Genomic DNA, 13,876 nt, shown 5'->3' on the forward strand with positions numbered 1-13,876 from the left:
CCGTGCAGTCATGCCAGAAGCAGCCTCCGCAGCGGCCGTACGGGCCACCATCGGCGACAGCGAGTTCGACCGGGACACGGCCGTCACCCGGCGTGCCCCCGGCGTCTACGACACCGACCTCTCGGCCGGTTGGACGATCTTCGACGCCGTCAACGGCGGCTATCTGCTGGCCGTCCTCGGCCGGGCCCTCGGCGATGCGCTCCCGCACCCCGACCCCTTCACCGTCTCGGCGCACTACCTCACCACCTCCCGGCCCGGCCCGGCGGTCGTGCGCACCGAGACCGTCCGCGCGGGGCGCACCCTCTCCACCGGGCAGGCCTCCCTCTTCCAGCGGGACGACGAGGGCAACGAGGTCGAGCGCATCCGCGTCCTCGCCTCCTACGGCGACCTCGACACGCTGCCCGACGACGTCCGCACCTCGGCGAAGCCGCCCGCGATCCCGCCGGCGGAGCAGTGCCTCGGCCCGGAGGACGGCCCCGCCCCCGTCGACGGCGGCTCGCCCATCGCCGACCGGCTGAAGCTCAAGCTCGACCCCGCCACCCTGGGCTGGGCGCTGGGGCAGCCCTCGGGCCGGGGGGAGATGCGGGCCTGGTTCGGCCTCGCCGACGGCCGCGACGCCGACCCGCTCTCGCTGCTCCTCGCGGTGGACGCGCTGCCGCCGACCGCCTTCGAGCTGGGGCTCAAGGGCTGGGTGCCGACGGTCGAACTGACCGCGCACGTGCGCTGCCGCCCGGCGCCGGGCCCGCTGCGGGTCTCCATCACCACCCGCAACCTCGCCGGCGGCTTCCTGGAGGAGGACGCCGAGGTCTGGGACAGCGCCGACCGCCTGGTCGCCCAGTCCCGTCAGCTGGCCCGGGTCCGGCTCGGCTGACCCGGCGGCCGCTCAGTCCAGCCAGTGCCTGCGGCCGACACTGATCAGCCGCAGTTGCCGCCGGGCCGTCTCGACGGCCCGGCGGCGTTCTGCTTCCGGGGCGTCCAGCGTCTCCAGGAACAGGGACGCCGTGATCAGCATCTGGTCGACGTAGAGGCCCGCCAGCATGCGCAGGTCGGTCTCGCTCCAGCCCGCCGCCGACGCGTCCGTGGCCAGCTCGGCCCGCACCTCCTCGGCGAACCGCGCCAACTGCTCCCGTATCGCCCGGCGCACCGGCTGCACGCCGCCGTGCCGCTCCCGGGCGATGAAACGGACGTGGGCCGGGTGTGCGGCCACATGACCCGCGATCAACTCGACCGCGCGGTCGATGCGTTCGTCGTCGTCCTCGGCCGGTGACATCGTGGTCCGGATCATCGGGTGCAGGCTGCCCAGCGCCTCCTCGACCAGTGCCACGCCGAGATCCGCCGTGGAGTGGAAGTGCCGGTAGAAGGCGGTCGGGGCGACCCCCACGGCACGGGTGACCTCGCGCAGCCCCAGGCTGCTCAGGCTCTGCTCCTCCAGCAGGCCGAGCGCCGCGTCCAGGAGCGCCTGCCGGGTCTTCTGCTTCTGCGCCTGCCGAACGCCGGGGGTGTGACTCATGCCATGCAGTTAACAACTGTTCTCTGGAATTGAAAAGCCGTGCGGCGCGCTAGACTGACAAGTCAGTGAACAACTGTAACCACAATCGTTCACCGAAGCGTCCACGCAAGGTTGGGGGATCCGTTCCATGCTGTTTCTCGTCGTCGCACTGCTGCTCCTCGGTGTGGTCATGGGCGCCGTCGCCCACGCACCGCTGACCTTCTCCGTCGTGGCCGGCCTGGTCATCGCCGTCTGGCTCGGCATCTTCGCGGTCCGCGAGCGGCACGGCCGCCGGCGGAGCACCTCCGCCCACTGACGCACCTCCACCGACGCACGGCAGGGAGAACACCATGCAGCTCACCGCACCGGCCGACCGCACCACCGAAAGCCCCCGCACCAGCCGCCGTACCGGCATCCACGACACCGACGGCATGGCCGTCGCCTCCTTCGTCCTCGGACTCCTCGGTCTGCTGGTCCTCAACGTCTTCCTCGGCCCGATCGCGATCGCCCTGGCGGGCATCGCCCTGTGGCGCGGCACCGCCCGCCGCGGCCGGGCCCTCCTCGGCCTCGGCCTGGGCGTCGCCGACCTGCTGGTCCTGGTCGCCTTCATGTCCGCCGACAGCACCATGTCCTGGAGCCTGTGAACCACCTCACCGTCCCGTCCCGGCCGCTGCCCGGACGAGGCCAACCTTGGTCTGAGACCGGGCGGAAGCGCCCCGTAGAATCGGCCGCACCATGGCTTACCTCGACCACGCCGCGACCACCCCGATGCTTCCCGAGGCGGTCGAGGCGCTCACCGCGCACCTGAGCGCCACCGGCAACGCCTCCTCCCTGCACGCGTCCGGCCGCCGGGCGCGGCGCACCGTCGAGGAGGCCCGCGAGACCCTCGCCGAGGCGCTCGGCGCCCGCCCCAGCGAGGTGGTCCTCACCTCCGGCGGCACCGAGGCCGACAACCTCGCCGTCAAGGGCCTGTACTGGGCCCGGCGCGACGCCGACCCGGCCCGCACCCGGGTCCTGGCCAGCCCCGTCGAGCACCACGCCGTCCTCGACGCCGTCCACTGGCTCGGCGAGCACGAGGGCGCCACCGTCGAGTACCTGCCGGTCGACGCCCACGGCCGGGTCCACCCCGACGCGCTCCGCGAAGCCATCGCCCGCGACCCCGGGGACGTCGCCCTCGCCACCGTGATGTGGGCCAACAACGAGATCGGCACCATCATGCCGGTCCGGGAACTCGCCGACGCGGCCGCCGAGTTCGACGTGCCGCTGCACGCCGACGCGGTCCAGGCCTTCGGTCAGCTCCCGGTCGACTTCGCCGCCTCCGGGCTCGCCGCCATGACCGTTTCCGGCCACAAGATCGGCGGCCCCTACGGCATCGGGGCGCTGCTGCTCGGCCGGGAGTACACCCCGGTGCCCGTCCTGCACGGCGGCGGCCAGGAACGCCACGTGCGCTCCGGCACCCTCGACGTCCCCGCCGTCGCCTCCTTCGCGGTCGCCGGGCGTCTCGCCGCCGAGCAGCGAGAGTGGTTCGCCCGCGAGATCGGCGCCCTGCGCGACGACCTGGTCGACGCCGTCCGTACGGCCGTCCCGGACGCGATCCTCGGCGGCGACCCCTCGCCCGGGGGCCGCCTTCCGGCCAACGCCCACTTCACCTTCCCCGGCTGCGAGGGCGACTCCCTCCTCCTGCTGCTCGACGCCCAGGGCATCGAGTGCTCCACCGGCTCCGCCTGCACCGCGGGCGTCGCCCAGCCCAGCCACGTCCTGCTGGCCACCGGGACCGACCCCGACCTGGCCCGCGGCACCCTGCGCTTCTCCCTGGGGCACACCTCGACCGAGGCCGACGTGGCGGCGGTCGCCAAGGCGATCGGCCCCGCGGTGGAGCGGGCCAGGGCGGCGGGGCTGTCGTAGGAGCCGGCGTACGGGCTGTCGTACGGGCGCCGTGAGGCTCAGGCCTTGGTCGGCGGCTTCGACGGACCGCTCGTGGCCGCCCGCCGCACCAGCTTCAGGTACCGGTCCCAGTCCCAGTGCGGCCCCGGGTCGGTGTGGTCGGTGCCCGGCACCTCCACGTGGCCGAGGATGTGCTTGCGGTCCACGGGTATGCCGTACCGGGCGCAGATCCCCGCCGTCAGTCGCGCGGAGGCGGTGTACATCGCGTCGGTGAAGTCCTGGGGGCGGTCCACGAAGCCCTCGTGCTCGATGCCGACACTGCGTTCGTTGTAGTCGCGGTTGCCCGCGTGGTAGGCCACGTCCAGCTCGCGGATCATCTGGGTGACGCGCCCGTCCTGCCCGACGATGTAGTGCGCCGCCGCCTTGTGCCCCGGGTCCTGGAAGGCCCGCACCGCGCTGTCGAAGCTGCCCTGCGTGACATGGACGATCACCATGTCGATGCCGAAGTCGTCCGGCCGGTCCGCCCGCCGCCAGTTCGCGTCCGACGCCGCCACCCAGCGCGCGCCCGCGTAGTCGACCACGCCGTCCTCGCGGGGCCGCTCGACGCCCGGTATCCGCCACCACAGCCGGGACAGCTCGTCGCGGGCCAGCACACCGGTGCCCACGGCCGCCGCCGCACCGCCGACGATCAGCGCGCGGCGGCCGATGCGCCGGTCGCCGTCCGCGGACCCGCCGCCGGCCGGTCCGCCCGGTGTGGACCCGCTCGTGGATCCCTGCTTCGCCCCCATGCGATCTTCAACGCATACTCGCGCGCTCCGGTTCCCGCTTGCCCCGTACTCTGGAGGAGTTATGACTGAGACCCCGCAGCGCACCCGTCCCCTCCGCGTCCTCGCCGCCATGTCGGGCGGAGTCGACTCCGCCGTCGCCGCCGCCCGCGCGGCCGAGGCGGGGCACGACGTGACCGGCGTCCACCTGGCACTCTCCGCGAACCCGCAGTCCTTCCGCACGGGCGCCCGGGGCTGTTGCACCATCGAGGACTCACGGGACGCCCGCCGCGCCGCCGACGTCATCGGCATCCCGTTCTACGTGTGGGACCTCGCCGACCGCTTCCGGGAGGACGTGGTCGAGGACTTCGTCGCCGAGTACGAGGCGGGGCGCACCCCCAACCCGTGCCTGCGCTGCAACGAGAAGATCAAGTTCGCCGCCCTCCTCGACAAGGCCCTCGCGCTCGGCTTCGACGCCGTCTGCACCGGCCACTACGCCCAGGTGATCCTGCGCGAGGACGGCGTCCGCGAGCTGCACCGCGCCTCCGACATGGCCAAGGACCAGAGCTACGTCCTCGGCGTGCTCGACGACCGGCAGCTCGCCCACGCCATGTTCCCGCTCGGCGACACGGTCACCACCAAGGACGAGATCCGCGCGGAGGCCGAGCGCCGGGGCCTCGCAGTGGCCAAGAAGCCCGACTCGCACGACATCTGCTTCATCGCCGACGGCGACACCCAGGGCTTCCTGGCCGACCGGCTGGGCAAGGCCGAGGGCGACATCGTCGACGAGGCGGGCACCCGGCTCGGCACCCACGAGGGCGCCTACGGCTACACCATCGGCCAGCGCAAGGGCCTCAGGATCGGCACCCCGGCCCCCGACGGCAAGCCGCGCTACGTCCTGGACATCTCCCCGGTGAACAACACCGTGACGGTCGGCCCGGCCGAGGCCCTCGACGTCGACGCCCTGCGCGCGATCAAGCCCCGCTGGTGCGGCGCCGCCCCCACCGGCCCCGGCACCTACACCGCCCAGCTCCGGGCCCACGGCGGAGAGACCGAGGTCCGCGCCGAACTGGCCGACGGCACCCTGGAAGTGACCTTCACCGAGCCGGTCCGCGGCGTCGCCCCCGGCCAGGCGATCGTGCTGTACGACGGCACGCGCGTGGTGGGCTCGGCGACCATCGCGTCGACGACGCGCGCGACGGCCGGCGTGGCCTGAGCCCGGAGGGAGCCGGCTCTCAGCCGTCTCTGGGCCGTCGCCGAGCCGCCGCCGAGCGGTCCCCGAGGCGCACGACGGCGTCGGCTCATCCGGCGAGGAACTCCGCGAGCACCGGCGCCAGTACGCCCGGCTCCACCATGTGGGTCTGCCGGTCCACGGTGGCGTAGGTGCCCTCCGGGGCCGCCTCCGCGACGGCGCGGGCGGCCTCGTGCCACCACGCGTCGCTGGCACCGCCCGCGAGGACCAGCAGGGGGCAGCTGATCGCGGCGATCTCGGAGCGGGGCACCCGGCCGTCGCCCAGCACGGCGTCGTCGTAGGCAAGACTCGGCGCCACCGACTCCATCCCCGCCCACATGGGGGACTGCCGGGCACCCCGGATCATCTCCTCGCCCAGCCCGGTATGGCGCAGGAACAGCTCCACGGCGTCCCCGCGCCTGCCCTGCCCGAGGGCCTCGCCCAGCCGCTCGGTGTACTCGGCCCCGGCCCGCACCGCCGCGTCGTCCATGGCGTACGGCACCTCGTACACGGCGACCCGGCGCACCGGCAGACCGCTGGCCGCCGCCCGGAGCACCAGCGCACCGCCCGACGACATGCCGTACAGCGAGACCTCGCCGCCCAGTGCCTCGATCAGCGCCGCCAGGTCCTCGATCTCGCGTTCCACCGCGTAGGGCGCCGTGTCGCCGCTCTCGCCGCGCCCCCGGCGGTCGTACACGGTGACGTCGAAGCGGCCCGACAGCTCGGCGGCCAGGGGCGCCGTCGTGGCCCCCGTCGACATCGCGCCGCTGACCAGCACGACCGCCGGTCCCCGCCCGGAGCGTTCGTAGGCGATGCGGGTGCCGTCACGCGAAACAGTCGTCATCTCCATGCCTGTGCAGACTGCCTTACGGCAGGTGATTCATCGCTCAGGACACCTCGACTTCGTAGAAACAGAGGTGGTCCCTGATCTCCGCGACCTCCGGCTTCGGGTCCGGGTACGCCCAGACCAGGTCCGTCGCGTCCGGCAGCGACCAGTAGGAGGCATCGCCCTTGAAGGGGCAGTGGGTGGTCGTGCCGGACGGCGTCAGCAGGTCGAGGCGCACGTCGTCGGCCGGGATGTAGTACCGGTCGGGACAGCCCGTCTCGTGCAGCACCAGCGCCCCGTCGCTCTCCGCCAGGACCTGTTCGCCGTGCACCACGCGCACGTGCCGGTCGCTCGGTTCGACAGTGATGCGGTGTCCCTTGGTCACGATCGTCCTCCTCAGTAGCAGTGGCCTTCGTCACTACAGCGTGCCCGGATGCCGGGTTCTTCCCGTCCCGGCGGGCCGTACGGTGGGCGCCATGAACATCTGCGTCTTCCTCTCCGCCGCCGACCTCGACGAGCGCTACACCCGCCCCGCGAAGGAGTTCGCCGAACTGCTCGGCAAGGGCGGGCACACCCTCGTCTGGGGCGGCTCCGACGTCGGTCTGATGAAGGTGGTCGCCGACGGCGTGCAGGAGTCCGGCGGACGGCTGCTCGGGGTCTCGGTGGACTTCCTGGCGGCCAAGGCGCGCGAGGGCGCCGACGAGATGGTGATCGCGAAGGACCTCGCCGAGCGCAAGCGGCTGCTGCTGGAGAAGGCCGACGCCGTGGTCATCATGGTGGGCGGCACCGGCACGCTCGACGAGGCCACCGAGATCCTGGAGCTGAAGAAGCACGGACACACCGACATGCCGGTCGTCCTGCTCAACACCGCGGGCTTCTACGACGGCCTCAAGGAGCAGTTCCGCCGCATGGAGGACGAGGGCTTCCTGCCCCGCCCCCTCACCGAGCTGGTCTTCTTCGCCGAGGAGCCGGTGGGCGCGCTCGCCTATCTGGAGGAGAGCCAGGGCATCGAGTGAGACGCCCGTGATGCGAGCATGGCGGGCATGGCTACACATGTGATCACCGGAGCGGGCTCCGGCATCGGCGCGGCCGTCGCCCGCCGCCTGCACGAACGCGGTGACGAGGTCGTGCTCCACGCGCGCGACGCGGGCCGCGCGAAGGAACTGGCCGCCGCGCTCCCCGGCGCGAAGACACTGGTCGGCGACCTCTCGGACCCGGGCAAGCTGTCCTGGGCCCTCTCCCACCAGAGCCTGCCCGACCGGGTGGACTCGCTGCTGCACATCGCCGGGGTCGTCGACCTCGGGCCGGTCGGCGACCTCACCCCGAAGACCTGGCTCAACCAGCTGAACGTCAACCTCGTCGCCCCCGCCGAGCTGACCCGCCTCCTTCTGCCCCAGCTCCGCGTCGCGCAGGGCCAGGTGCTCTTCGTCAACTCCGGCGCCGGGCTCAACGCTCACGCCGGCTGGGCCGCGTACGGTGCTTCCAAGCACGGCCTGAAGGCGCTCGCGGACGCCCTGCGCCAGGAGGAGCACGCGAACGGCGTCCGCGTCACCTCGGTCTACCCCGGCCGCACCGCCAGCCCCATGCAGGCCAAGGTCCACCAGCAGGAGGGCAAGGACTACGACCCCGCGAAGTGGATCGACCCCGAGTCCGTCGCCACGACCATCCTGATGGCCCTGGACCTCCCTAGGGACGCGGAGGTCAACGACCTGACGGTGCGCCCGGGACGGTGAGCGCCCTTTTGGAACCCCGGACCGGATCACTCAGCCCGTCCGGCGTTTGAGGACGAGGCCGTCCAGGCCGAAGCGGGGGTCCGGGGGCGGCAGCCCCCAGGGTCGGGAACGGGAAGGGGCGGCGGGGGCGAAATCAAGCCCCGCACCCCTGCGTACGCTTGCCCCGTGAACGACACCTTCGCCCCCGCCACCGGCATCGGCAGCCTCCCGGGCCACGACGCCCGAGAGGCCGCCAAAACCGCCACCGGCAGCTTCGAGGACTTCCCCTTCCTCCCCGAGCTGCCCGCCCGCGGCCCCGGCGCCGACATGATCGGCCGCACCGCCGGCCTGCTCGTCGAGCTGTACGCGCGCGTGGAGCCCAGCGGCTGGCGACTCGGCGACCGCCCGGGCCGGGACACCAAGCGGGCCCGGGCCTGGCTCGGGGAGGACCTCGACGCCCTGGAGGAGTTCACCCAGGGCTACGAGGGCCCGCTCAAGGTGCAGGCCGTCGGCCCGTGGACGCTCGCCGCCGCCCTGGAACTGCGGGGCGGCGAGGTGGTCCTCTCCGACCCCGGCGCCTGCCGCGACCTCGCCGCCTCGCTCGCCGAGGGCCTGCGCCTGCACCTGGCGGAGATCCGGCGCCGCGTCCCGGGAGCCCGCCCCGTCCTCCAGCTCGACGAACCCTCCCTCACCGCCGTCCTGCGCGGCCAGGTGCGCAGCGCCAGCGGCTACCGCACCCACCGCGCCGTCGACCGCCAGGTCGTGGAGGCGACGCTGCGGGAGGTCGCCGGGGTGCACGACGGCGGCCCCGTCGTGGTCCACTCCTGCGCACCGGACGTGCCGTTCGCCCTGCTGCGGCGGGCCGGCGTCGCCGGCGTCTCCTTCGACTTCTCGCTCCTCACCGAGCGTGACGACGACGCGATCGGTGAGGCCGTCGAGGGCGGCACCCGGCTCTTCACCGGTGTCGTGCCGGGCACGGACACCGCATTGTCAGACCCGGCCGGTAGCGTCATGGGTGTCAGAACGCTGTGGCGCAGGCTGGGGCTGCGTCCGGAGCTGCTCGCGGAGGCGGTCACCGTCACTCCTGCGTGCGGACTCGCGGGTGCCTCCCCGGACTACGCCCGGCGCGCGCTCGCCCACTGCGTCCGGGCGGCAAGATCTCTCGCGGACAACCCAGAGTAACGGGAGGACATACGGTGGCCGGCGACAAGCAGGGCGACAAGCAGGCGGAGACGACGAGCGTGCCCGCCGAGGCGCGGGAGCGGCACGCGCAGCTCGCCGAGCAGATCGAGGAGCACCGCTTCCGGTACTACGTGAACGACGCGCCCGTCGTCAGCGACGCGGAGTTCGACCGGCTGCTGCGCACCCTGGAGGAGCTGGAGGAGCGGCACCCGGAGCTGCGCACCCCCGAGTCCCCGACCCAGAAGGTCGCCGGTGCCTACGCGACCGAGTTCACGGCCGTGCAGCACCCCACCCGGATGCTCTCCCTGGACAACACCTTCAACGACGACGAGCTGGCCGCCTGGTTCGACCGCATCGCCCGGGAGCTGGGCGAGCAGGAATACCACTTCCTGTGCGAGCTCAAGGTCGACGGACTCGCCGTCAACCTCACCTACGAGCGCGGCCGCCTCGTCCGCGCCGCCACCCGAGGCGACGGCCGCACCGGCGAGGACATCACGCCCAACGTCCGCACCATCGCCGAGATCCCCGAGCGCCTGACGGGCGACAAGGTCCCCGACCTCGTGGAGATCCGGGGCGAGGTCTACTTCCCGATGGAGAAGTTCCAGGAGCTCAACGCCCGGTTGAACGAGGCGGGGGACAAGCCCTTCGCCAACGCGCGCAACGCGGCGGCCGGTTCGCTGCGCCAGAAGGACCCGCGCGTCACCGCCTCCCGCCCGCTGCACATGGTCGTCCACGGCATCGGCATCCTGGAGGGCTACGCGGGCCTGACCCGCCTCTCCCAGGCGTACGACCTGCTGAAGACCTGGGGCCTGCCCACCTCCCCGCACAACCGCGTGGTCGACGGCCTGGACGGCGTACGGGACTTCATCGCGTACTACGGCGAGAACCGGCACTCCGTCGCGCACGAGATCGACGGCGTCGTCGTCAAGCTCGACGAGATCCGCCTCCAGGGCCGGCTCGGCTCCACCGCCCGCGCGCCCCGCTGGGCCATCGCCTACAAGTACGCGCCGGAGGAGGTCAACACCAAGCTCGTCGACATCAAGGTGGGCGTCGGCCGCACCGGCCGTGTCACGCCGTACGCGCAGGTCGAGCCGGTCACGGTGGCGGGCAGCGAGGTCGAGTTCGCCACGCTGCACAACCAGCAGGTCGTCAAGGCCAAGGGCGTGCTCATCGGCGACACCGTGGTGCTGCGCAAGGCCGGTGACGTCATCCCGGAGATCCTCGGGCCGGTCGCCGACCTCAGGGACGGCAGCGAGCGGGAGTTCGTGATGCCGGCGAAGTGCCCCGAGTGCGGGACGCCGCTGAAGGCGATGAAGGAGGGCGACATCGACCTCCGCTGCCCCAACGCCCGCGCCTGCCCGGCCCAGTTGCGCGAGCGGGTCGCCTACCTCGCCGGCCGGGAGTGCCTGGACATCGAGCACTTCGGCGGAGTCGTGGCGGCCGCGCTGACCGGGCCGCTGGAGCCGTCCGAGCCCCCGCTGGTGGACGAGGGCGACCTCTTCGACCTCACCGTCGACAAGCTGCTGCCCATCAAGGCTTACGTCCTCGACCCGGACAGCGGGCTGCCCAAGCGCGACCCCGAGACCGGCGAGGAGAAGATCGCCACGGTCTTCGCCAACAAGGTGGGCGAGCCGAAGAAGAACACCCTCGCGCTGCTCCAGCACATCGAGGAGGCCAAGACCCGCCCGCTGGCCCGCTTCATCAACGGCCTCTCCATCCGGTACGTCGGGCCGGTCGCCGCCCAGGCCCTCGCCCGGGAGTTCCGCTCCATCGACCGCATCGAGCAGGCCACCGAGGAGGAGCTGGCGAGCACGGACGGGGTGGGCGGCACCATCGCCACCGCCGTCAAGGAGTGGTTCGCGGTGGACTGGCACCGCGAGATCGTGCGCAAGTGGAAGGCGGCCGGCGTCCCCCTGGAGGACCGCTCGACGGGGGAGGACGAGGGCCCACGCCCGCTCGAAGGACTCACCGTCGTCGTCACCGGCACCCTGGAGAACTTCACCCGGGACGGTGCCAAGGACGCCCTCCAGAGCCGGGGCGCGAAAGTGACCGGATCGGTGTCCAAGAAGACGTCGTTCGTCGTGGTCGGTGACAACCCCGGTTCGAAGTACGACAAGGCGATGCAGCTGAAAGTGCCGGTTCTGAACGAGGACGGTTTCGGCGTTCTGCTCGAACAAGGACCCGAAGCGGCGGCGGGCGTCGCGCTTTCGGCTGAGGAATAGCGGTTGAAGGCCACCCGATCGGCGCATATCAGATGCATACGGGTGGCCGGGTGGCATTCGGGCAACCGTCGACGACCAGTGCCCCTGGAAGCCTTCCGCGGCCTACTGTTGAGGTGTGCGCCCGCCGTGCCCAGCTGCGGTCGGGGCACCCCCCTGCCCCGAGTGACAGGGGGAGGGGTCTCCGACGCGGAGCCGTTGAAGGTGGTCGAGGCGGGGGCCGCGTGGCGTGGGCACCGCCGGCTGTGAGAGGGACGGGAATGGAACCGACCGAGAGCGCCGCCGCGGGCTCACGGCTGAGCCTGCGTCGCATGGTGGGCGCGTGGCACGTGAGCCGGTGGCTCGGGCAACGCGATGGTGGCGTCCCGCCTTCCGCGACGGGTACCCGCGTGCCGCAGGCCGTCGGCCACGCCCACGGCCACAGCCACGTGCAAGGACATCCCCACGGCCTCACCGATCCGGACGGTGAACGGCACCTGTCCTGGCCCGCGTTGCCCGCGGCCGTCGTCGCGATCGCCGCCTTCGTCCTGGGCGCCGGTTTCTACCGGGCGTTCAGCGACGGACACGCCCTCTTCCCGTCCGGCACCGTCGGCTGGTCCCTGGCCGTGCTGGCCGGCATCGTCGTCGGCCACCTGGTCATGCTCGGCCGCTCCCGCTGGTGGGGCGGCACCGGTTCGGGCGCCGCCCTCACCCTCGCCGTCCTGCTGCTGTACGGCTGGGTCCCGGCCGGCATGGTCAGCCTCACCGTCGTCGTCCTGGTCGGGATAGCCCGCCGGGGCCGCTGGCGGCAGGGCGTCCTGCACGGCGCGGTGGACATCCTCGGCATCGCCGCGGGTGCCCTGCTCCTCGGCGTCTGCGGCTCCGTACCGTCCGTGGAGCACCCCTGGGACCCCGACACCTGGGGCGTGTACGCGGCCCCCAAGGTGGTGCTCGTCGCCGTCGCCTACCTCGCCGTCACCCGCGCCCTGCTGTGGTACCTCCAGACCCCGCGCCCCGGTCTGCCCACCGCCGCCCGCACCGCTCTGGTCAGGCAGGGACTGGTCGCGGTCGCGCTGCTCGGCATCGCCCCGCTGGTCTGCGTCGTCGCCGTCGCCAAGCCGCTGCTGCTGCCGCTGTTCGCCATCCCGCTCATCGCCCTCGACTCCACCCTGTGGATCGCCCGCGCCCGCGCGGAGGAGCAGTTGCGCGACCCGCTCACGGGACTGCCCAACCGGCAGTGGCTCCTGGAGCGCACCTGGACCGCGCTGGACGACGCCGAGCGCATCGGCGCCCGCGCCGCCCTGATGCTGATCGACCTCGACCGTTTCCGGTCGGTCAACGACACACTCGGGCACCTCGCGGGCGACCGGCTGCTGCTCCAGACCGCCGACCGGCTGCGGCAGGCCCTGCCGCGCGGGGCGGAGGCCGCGCGGCTCGGCGGGGACGAGTTCGCCGTCTTACTGCCCGTCGCCGACTCCACCACGTCGGCGACGCGGGTCGCCCGGAGCCTGGTGGGCGCGCTCAGTTCCCCGATGGACCTGGACGGGCTCACCCTCGTCCTGGAGGCCAGCGCCGGCGTCGCCGTCTTCCCCGACCACGCGCTGGACGCCGAGGGGCTGCTGCGCCGCGCGGACGTGGCGATGTACCAGGCGAAGCGGGACCGCACCGGGGTGGAGGTCTACGAGTCCAAGCGGGACTCCAACACCCCGGACCGGCTCGGCCTCCTCGGCGACCTCCGCCGTGCCCTGGACGCCCACGAGGTCCAGCTGCACTACCAGCCCAAGGTCCGCTTCGACGGGCAGGTCGCGGGCCTGGAGGCCCTGGTGCGCTGGGTGCACCCCGAGCGGGGCAAGGTGCCGCCGGACGAGTTCATAGCGATCGCCGAGTCCTCCGGGCTGATGCCCCACCTCACCGAGTACGTGCTGGAGACGGCGCTCGGCCAGGTCGCCCGCTGGCGCGCCCAGGGGCTGTTCGTGCCGGTCGCGGTCAACGTCTCCCCGCGCGACGTCCACACCCCCGGTTTCGCGGGCTCGGTGGCCGCCCGGCTAGCCCGGCACGGAGTCCCCGCGGGAGCGCTCCAACTCGAGATCACGGAGCACGTCCTCCTGGAGGACCCGCAGCGCGCGGCCGACACCCTCAACGCGCTGACCGGACACGGCGTCAAGATGTCCCTGGACGACTTCGGCACGGGCTACTCCTCCCTCGTCCACCTGCGCAGGCTGCCCGTCAGCGAGCTGAAGATCGACCGCTCGTTCGTGGCCCGGCTGGCCATCGACAACGAGGACGCCGAGATCGTGCGCTGCACCGTCGACCTCGCCCACTCGCTCGGCCTGCTCGTCGTCGCCGAGGGCGTGGAGGACGACGAGACCTGGGAGCGCCTGCGGGACCTCGGCTGCGACGCCGTACAGGGCTGGCTGGTCGCGGCCGCGATGCCCCCGGAGGAGACCACCGCCTGGCTGCTCGCCCGCGGCTCCCGCGGCTGGGTCCGGGCCGCCGCCGCCCTGCCCGCGGCGGCGAGCGACGAGTGACCTGACCGCGGCGACCACACCGCGCGACCCGGCCCGCTCACCGCGGCGACGGGCGGGTCCGG

General features: G+C 73.0%; 14 protein-coding genes. 10 read left to right on the forward strand and 4 right to left on the reverse strand.

The window, feature by feature from the left end:
• Nucleotides 1-10: 10 nt before the first annotated feature.
• Nucleotides 11-871 (forward strand): thioesterase family protein, encoded by an 861-nt coding sequence (locus ACZ7MF_RS06940; protein WP_471474942.1) that lies wholly within the window; start codon nucleotides 11-13, stop codon nucleotides 869-871.
• Nucleotides 872-883: 12 nt separating this feature from the next.
• On the opposite strand, the gene ACZ7MF_RS06945 is transcribed toward ACZ7MF_RS06940, so the two are convergent.
• Nucleotides 884-1,510, reverse strand: a complete 627-nt coding sequence (locus ACZ7MF_RS06945) for a TetR family transcriptional regulator (protein WP_471474943.1) — start codon at nucleotides 1,508-1,510, stop codon at nucleotides 884-886.
• Nucleotides 1,511-1,637: 127 nt separating this feature from the next.
• Here ACZ7MF_RS06945 and ACZ7MF_RS06950 point away from each other — a divergent pair, with 127 nt between their 5' ends.
• The 3 genes from ACZ7MF_RS06950 to ACZ7MF_RS06960 all read left to right on the forward strand — a co-directional run bounded on the left by ACZ7MF_RS06950 (nucleotide 1,638) and on the right by ACZ7MF_RS06960 (nucleotide 3,394).
• Nucleotides 1,638-1,805, forward strand: coding sequence for a hypothetical protein (locus ACZ7MF_RS06950; protein ID WP_471474945.1), 168 nt, complete (start codon nucleotides 1,638-1,640; stop codon nucleotides 1,803-1,805).
• Between the two features lie 34 nt (nucleotides 1,806-1,839).
• Nucleotides 1,840-2,133, forward strand: a complete 294-nt coding sequence (locus tag ACZ7MF_RS06955) for a DUF4190 domain-containing protein (RefSeq protein WP_471474946.1) — start codon at nucleotides 1,840-1,842, stop codon at nucleotides 2,131-2,133.
• Nucleotides 2,134-2,224: 91 nt separating this feature from the next.
• Nucleotides 2,225-3,394 carry a cysteine desulfurase family protein gene (locus ACZ7MF_RS06960; RefSeq protein ID WP_471474947.1) on the forward strand — a complete coding sequence of 390 codons (1,170 nt, stop codon included), beginning with the start codon at nucleotides 2,225-2,227 and terminating at the stop codon, nucleotides 3,392-3,394.
• A gap of 38 nt (nucleotides 3,395-3,432) precedes the next feature.
• On the opposite strand, the gene ACZ7MF_RS06965 is transcribed toward ACZ7MF_RS06960, so the two are convergent.
• Nucleotides 3,433-4,161: an N-acetylmuramoyl-L-alanine amidase gene (locus tag ACZ7MF_RS06965; RefSeq protein WP_356864487.1), complete on the reverse strand. Its 729-nt coding sequence runs from the start codon at nucleotides 4,159-4,161 to the stop codon at nucleotides 3,433-3,435.
• A 61-nt stretch (nucleotides 4,162-4,222) separates the two neighbouring features.
• On the opposite strand from ACZ7MF_RS06965, the gene mnmA reads away from it, so the two are divergent.
• Nucleotides 4,223-5,353 carry a tRNA 2-thiouridine(34) synthase MnmA gene (gene mnmA / locus ACZ7MF_RS06970; RefSeq protein ID WP_471474949.1) on the forward strand — a complete coding sequence of 377 codons (1,131 nt, stop codon included), beginning with the start codon at nucleotides 4,223-4,225 and terminating at the stop codon, nucleotides 5,351-5,353.
• A gap of 85 nt (nucleotides 5,354-5,438) precedes the next feature.
• On the opposite strand, the gene ACZ7MF_RS06975 is transcribed toward mnmA, so the two are convergent.
• Both ACZ7MF_RS06975 and ACZ7MF_RS06980 read right to left on the reverse strand, forming a co-directional pair.
• Nucleotides 5,439-6,218, reverse strand: a complete 780-nt coding sequence (locus ACZ7MF_RS06975; protein WP_115744333.1) for an alpha/beta fold hydrolase — start codon at nucleotides 6,216-6,218, stop codon at nucleotides 5,439-5,441.
• Between the two features lie 37 nt (nucleotides 6,219-6,255).
• A complete protein-coding gene (locus tag ACZ7MF_RS06980) occupies nucleotides 6,256-6,579 on the reverse strand; it encodes a DUF427 domain-containing protein (protein ID WP_471474950.1) in 324 nt (107 codons plus the stop codon).
• A 91-nt stretch (nucleotides 6,580-6,670) separates the two neighbouring features.
• On the opposite strand from ACZ7MF_RS06980, the gene ACZ7MF_RS06985 reads away from it, so the two are divergent.
• The 5 genes from ACZ7MF_RS06985 to rmdB all read left to right on the forward strand — a co-directional run bounded on the left by ACZ7MF_RS06985 (nucleotide 6,671) and on the right by rmdB (nucleotide 13,814).
• Complete coding sequence (locus ACZ7MF_RS06985; RefSeq protein ID WP_109036229.1) at nucleotides 6,671-7,210, forward strand: LOG family protein; 540 nt, start codon at nucleotides 6,671-6,673, stop codon at nucleotides 7,208-7,210.
• Between the two features lie 27 nt (nucleotides 7,211-7,237).
• Nucleotides 7,238-7,927 carry an SDR family oxidoreductase gene (locus tag ACZ7MF_RS06990; RefSeq protein ID WP_471474952.1) on the forward strand — a complete coding sequence of 230 codons (690 nt, stop codon included), beginning with the start codon at nucleotides 7,238-7,240 and terminating at the stop codon, nucleotides 7,925-7,927.
• A gap of 165 nt (nucleotides 7,928-8,092) precedes the next feature.
• On the forward strand, nucleotides 8,093-9,088 hold the full coding sequence (locus tag ACZ7MF_RS06995) for a methionine synthase (RefSeq protein ID WP_471474953.1): 996 nt from the start codon (nucleotides 8,093-8,095) through the stop codon (nucleotides 9,086-9,088).
• A gap of 14 nt (nucleotides 9,089-9,102) precedes the next feature.
• Complete coding sequence (gene ligA, locus ACZ7MF_RS07000) at nucleotides 9,103-11,310, forward strand: NAD-dependent DNA ligase LigA (RefSeq protein WP_471474954.1); 2,208 nt, start codon at nucleotides 9,103-9,105, stop codon at nucleotides 11,308-11,310.
• Between the two features lie 257 nt (nucleotides 11,311-11,567).
• Nucleotides 11,568-13,814, forward strand: coding sequence for a cyclic Di-GMP phosphodiesterase RmdB (gene rmdB, locus ACZ7MF_RS07005; RefSeq protein WP_471474956.1), 2,247 nt, complete (start codon nucleotides 11,568-11,570; stop codon nucleotides 13,812-13,814).
• The last annotated feature ends 62 nt before the right edge of the window (nucleotides 13,815-13,876 follow it).

This window comes from Streptomyces sp. NPDC111628 (assembly GCF_055635195.1).

Excerpts from the sequence above, each read along its gene's own strand:
- ACZ7MF_RS06940 (WP_471474942.1), top strand. The coding sequence starts at position 11 with ATGCCAGAAGCAGCCTCCGCAGCGGCCGTACGGGCCACCATCGGCGAC.
- ACZ7MF_RS06945 (WP_471474943.1), bottom strand. The coding sequence starts at position 1,510 with ATGAGTCACACCCCCGGCGTTCGGCAGGCGCAGAAGCAGAAGACCCGG.
- ACZ7MF_RS06950 (WP_471474945.1), top strand. The coding sequence starts at position 1,638 with ATGCTGTTTCTCGTCGTCGCACTGCTGCTCCTCGGTGTGGTCATGGGC.
- ACZ7MF_RS06955 (WP_471474946.1), top strand. The coding sequence starts at position 1,840 with ATGCAGCTCACCGCACCGGCCGACCGCACCACCGAAAGCCCCCGCACC.
- ACZ7MF_RS06960 (WP_471474947.1), top strand. The coding sequence starts at position 2,225 with ATGGCTTACCTCGACCACGCCGCGACCACCCCGATGCTTCCCGAGGCG.
- ACZ7MF_RS06965 (WP_356864487.1), bottom strand. The coding sequence starts at position 4,161 with ATGGGGGCGAAGCAGGGATCCACGAGCGGGTCCACACCGGGCGGACCG.
- mnmA (WP_471474949.1), top strand. The coding sequence starts at position 4,223 with ATGACTGAGACCCCGCAGCGCACCCGTCCCCTCCGCGTCCTCGCCGCC.
- ACZ7MF_RS06975 (WP_115744333.1), bottom strand. The coding sequence starts at position 6,218 with ATGGAGATGACGACTGTTTCGCGTGACGGCACCCGCATCGCCTACGAA.
- ACZ7MF_RS06985 (WP_109036229.1), top strand. The coding sequence starts at position 6,671 with ATGAACATCTGCGTCTTCCTCTCCGCCGCCGACCTCGACGAGCGCTAC.
- ACZ7MF_RS06990 (WP_471474952.1), top strand. The coding sequence starts at position 7,238 with ATGGCTACACATGTGATCACCGGAGCGGGCTCCGGCATCGGCGCGGCC.
- rmdB (WP_471474956.1), top strand. The coding sequence starts at position 11,568 with ATGGAACCGACCGAGAGCGCCGCCGCGGGCTCACGGCTGAGCCTGCGT.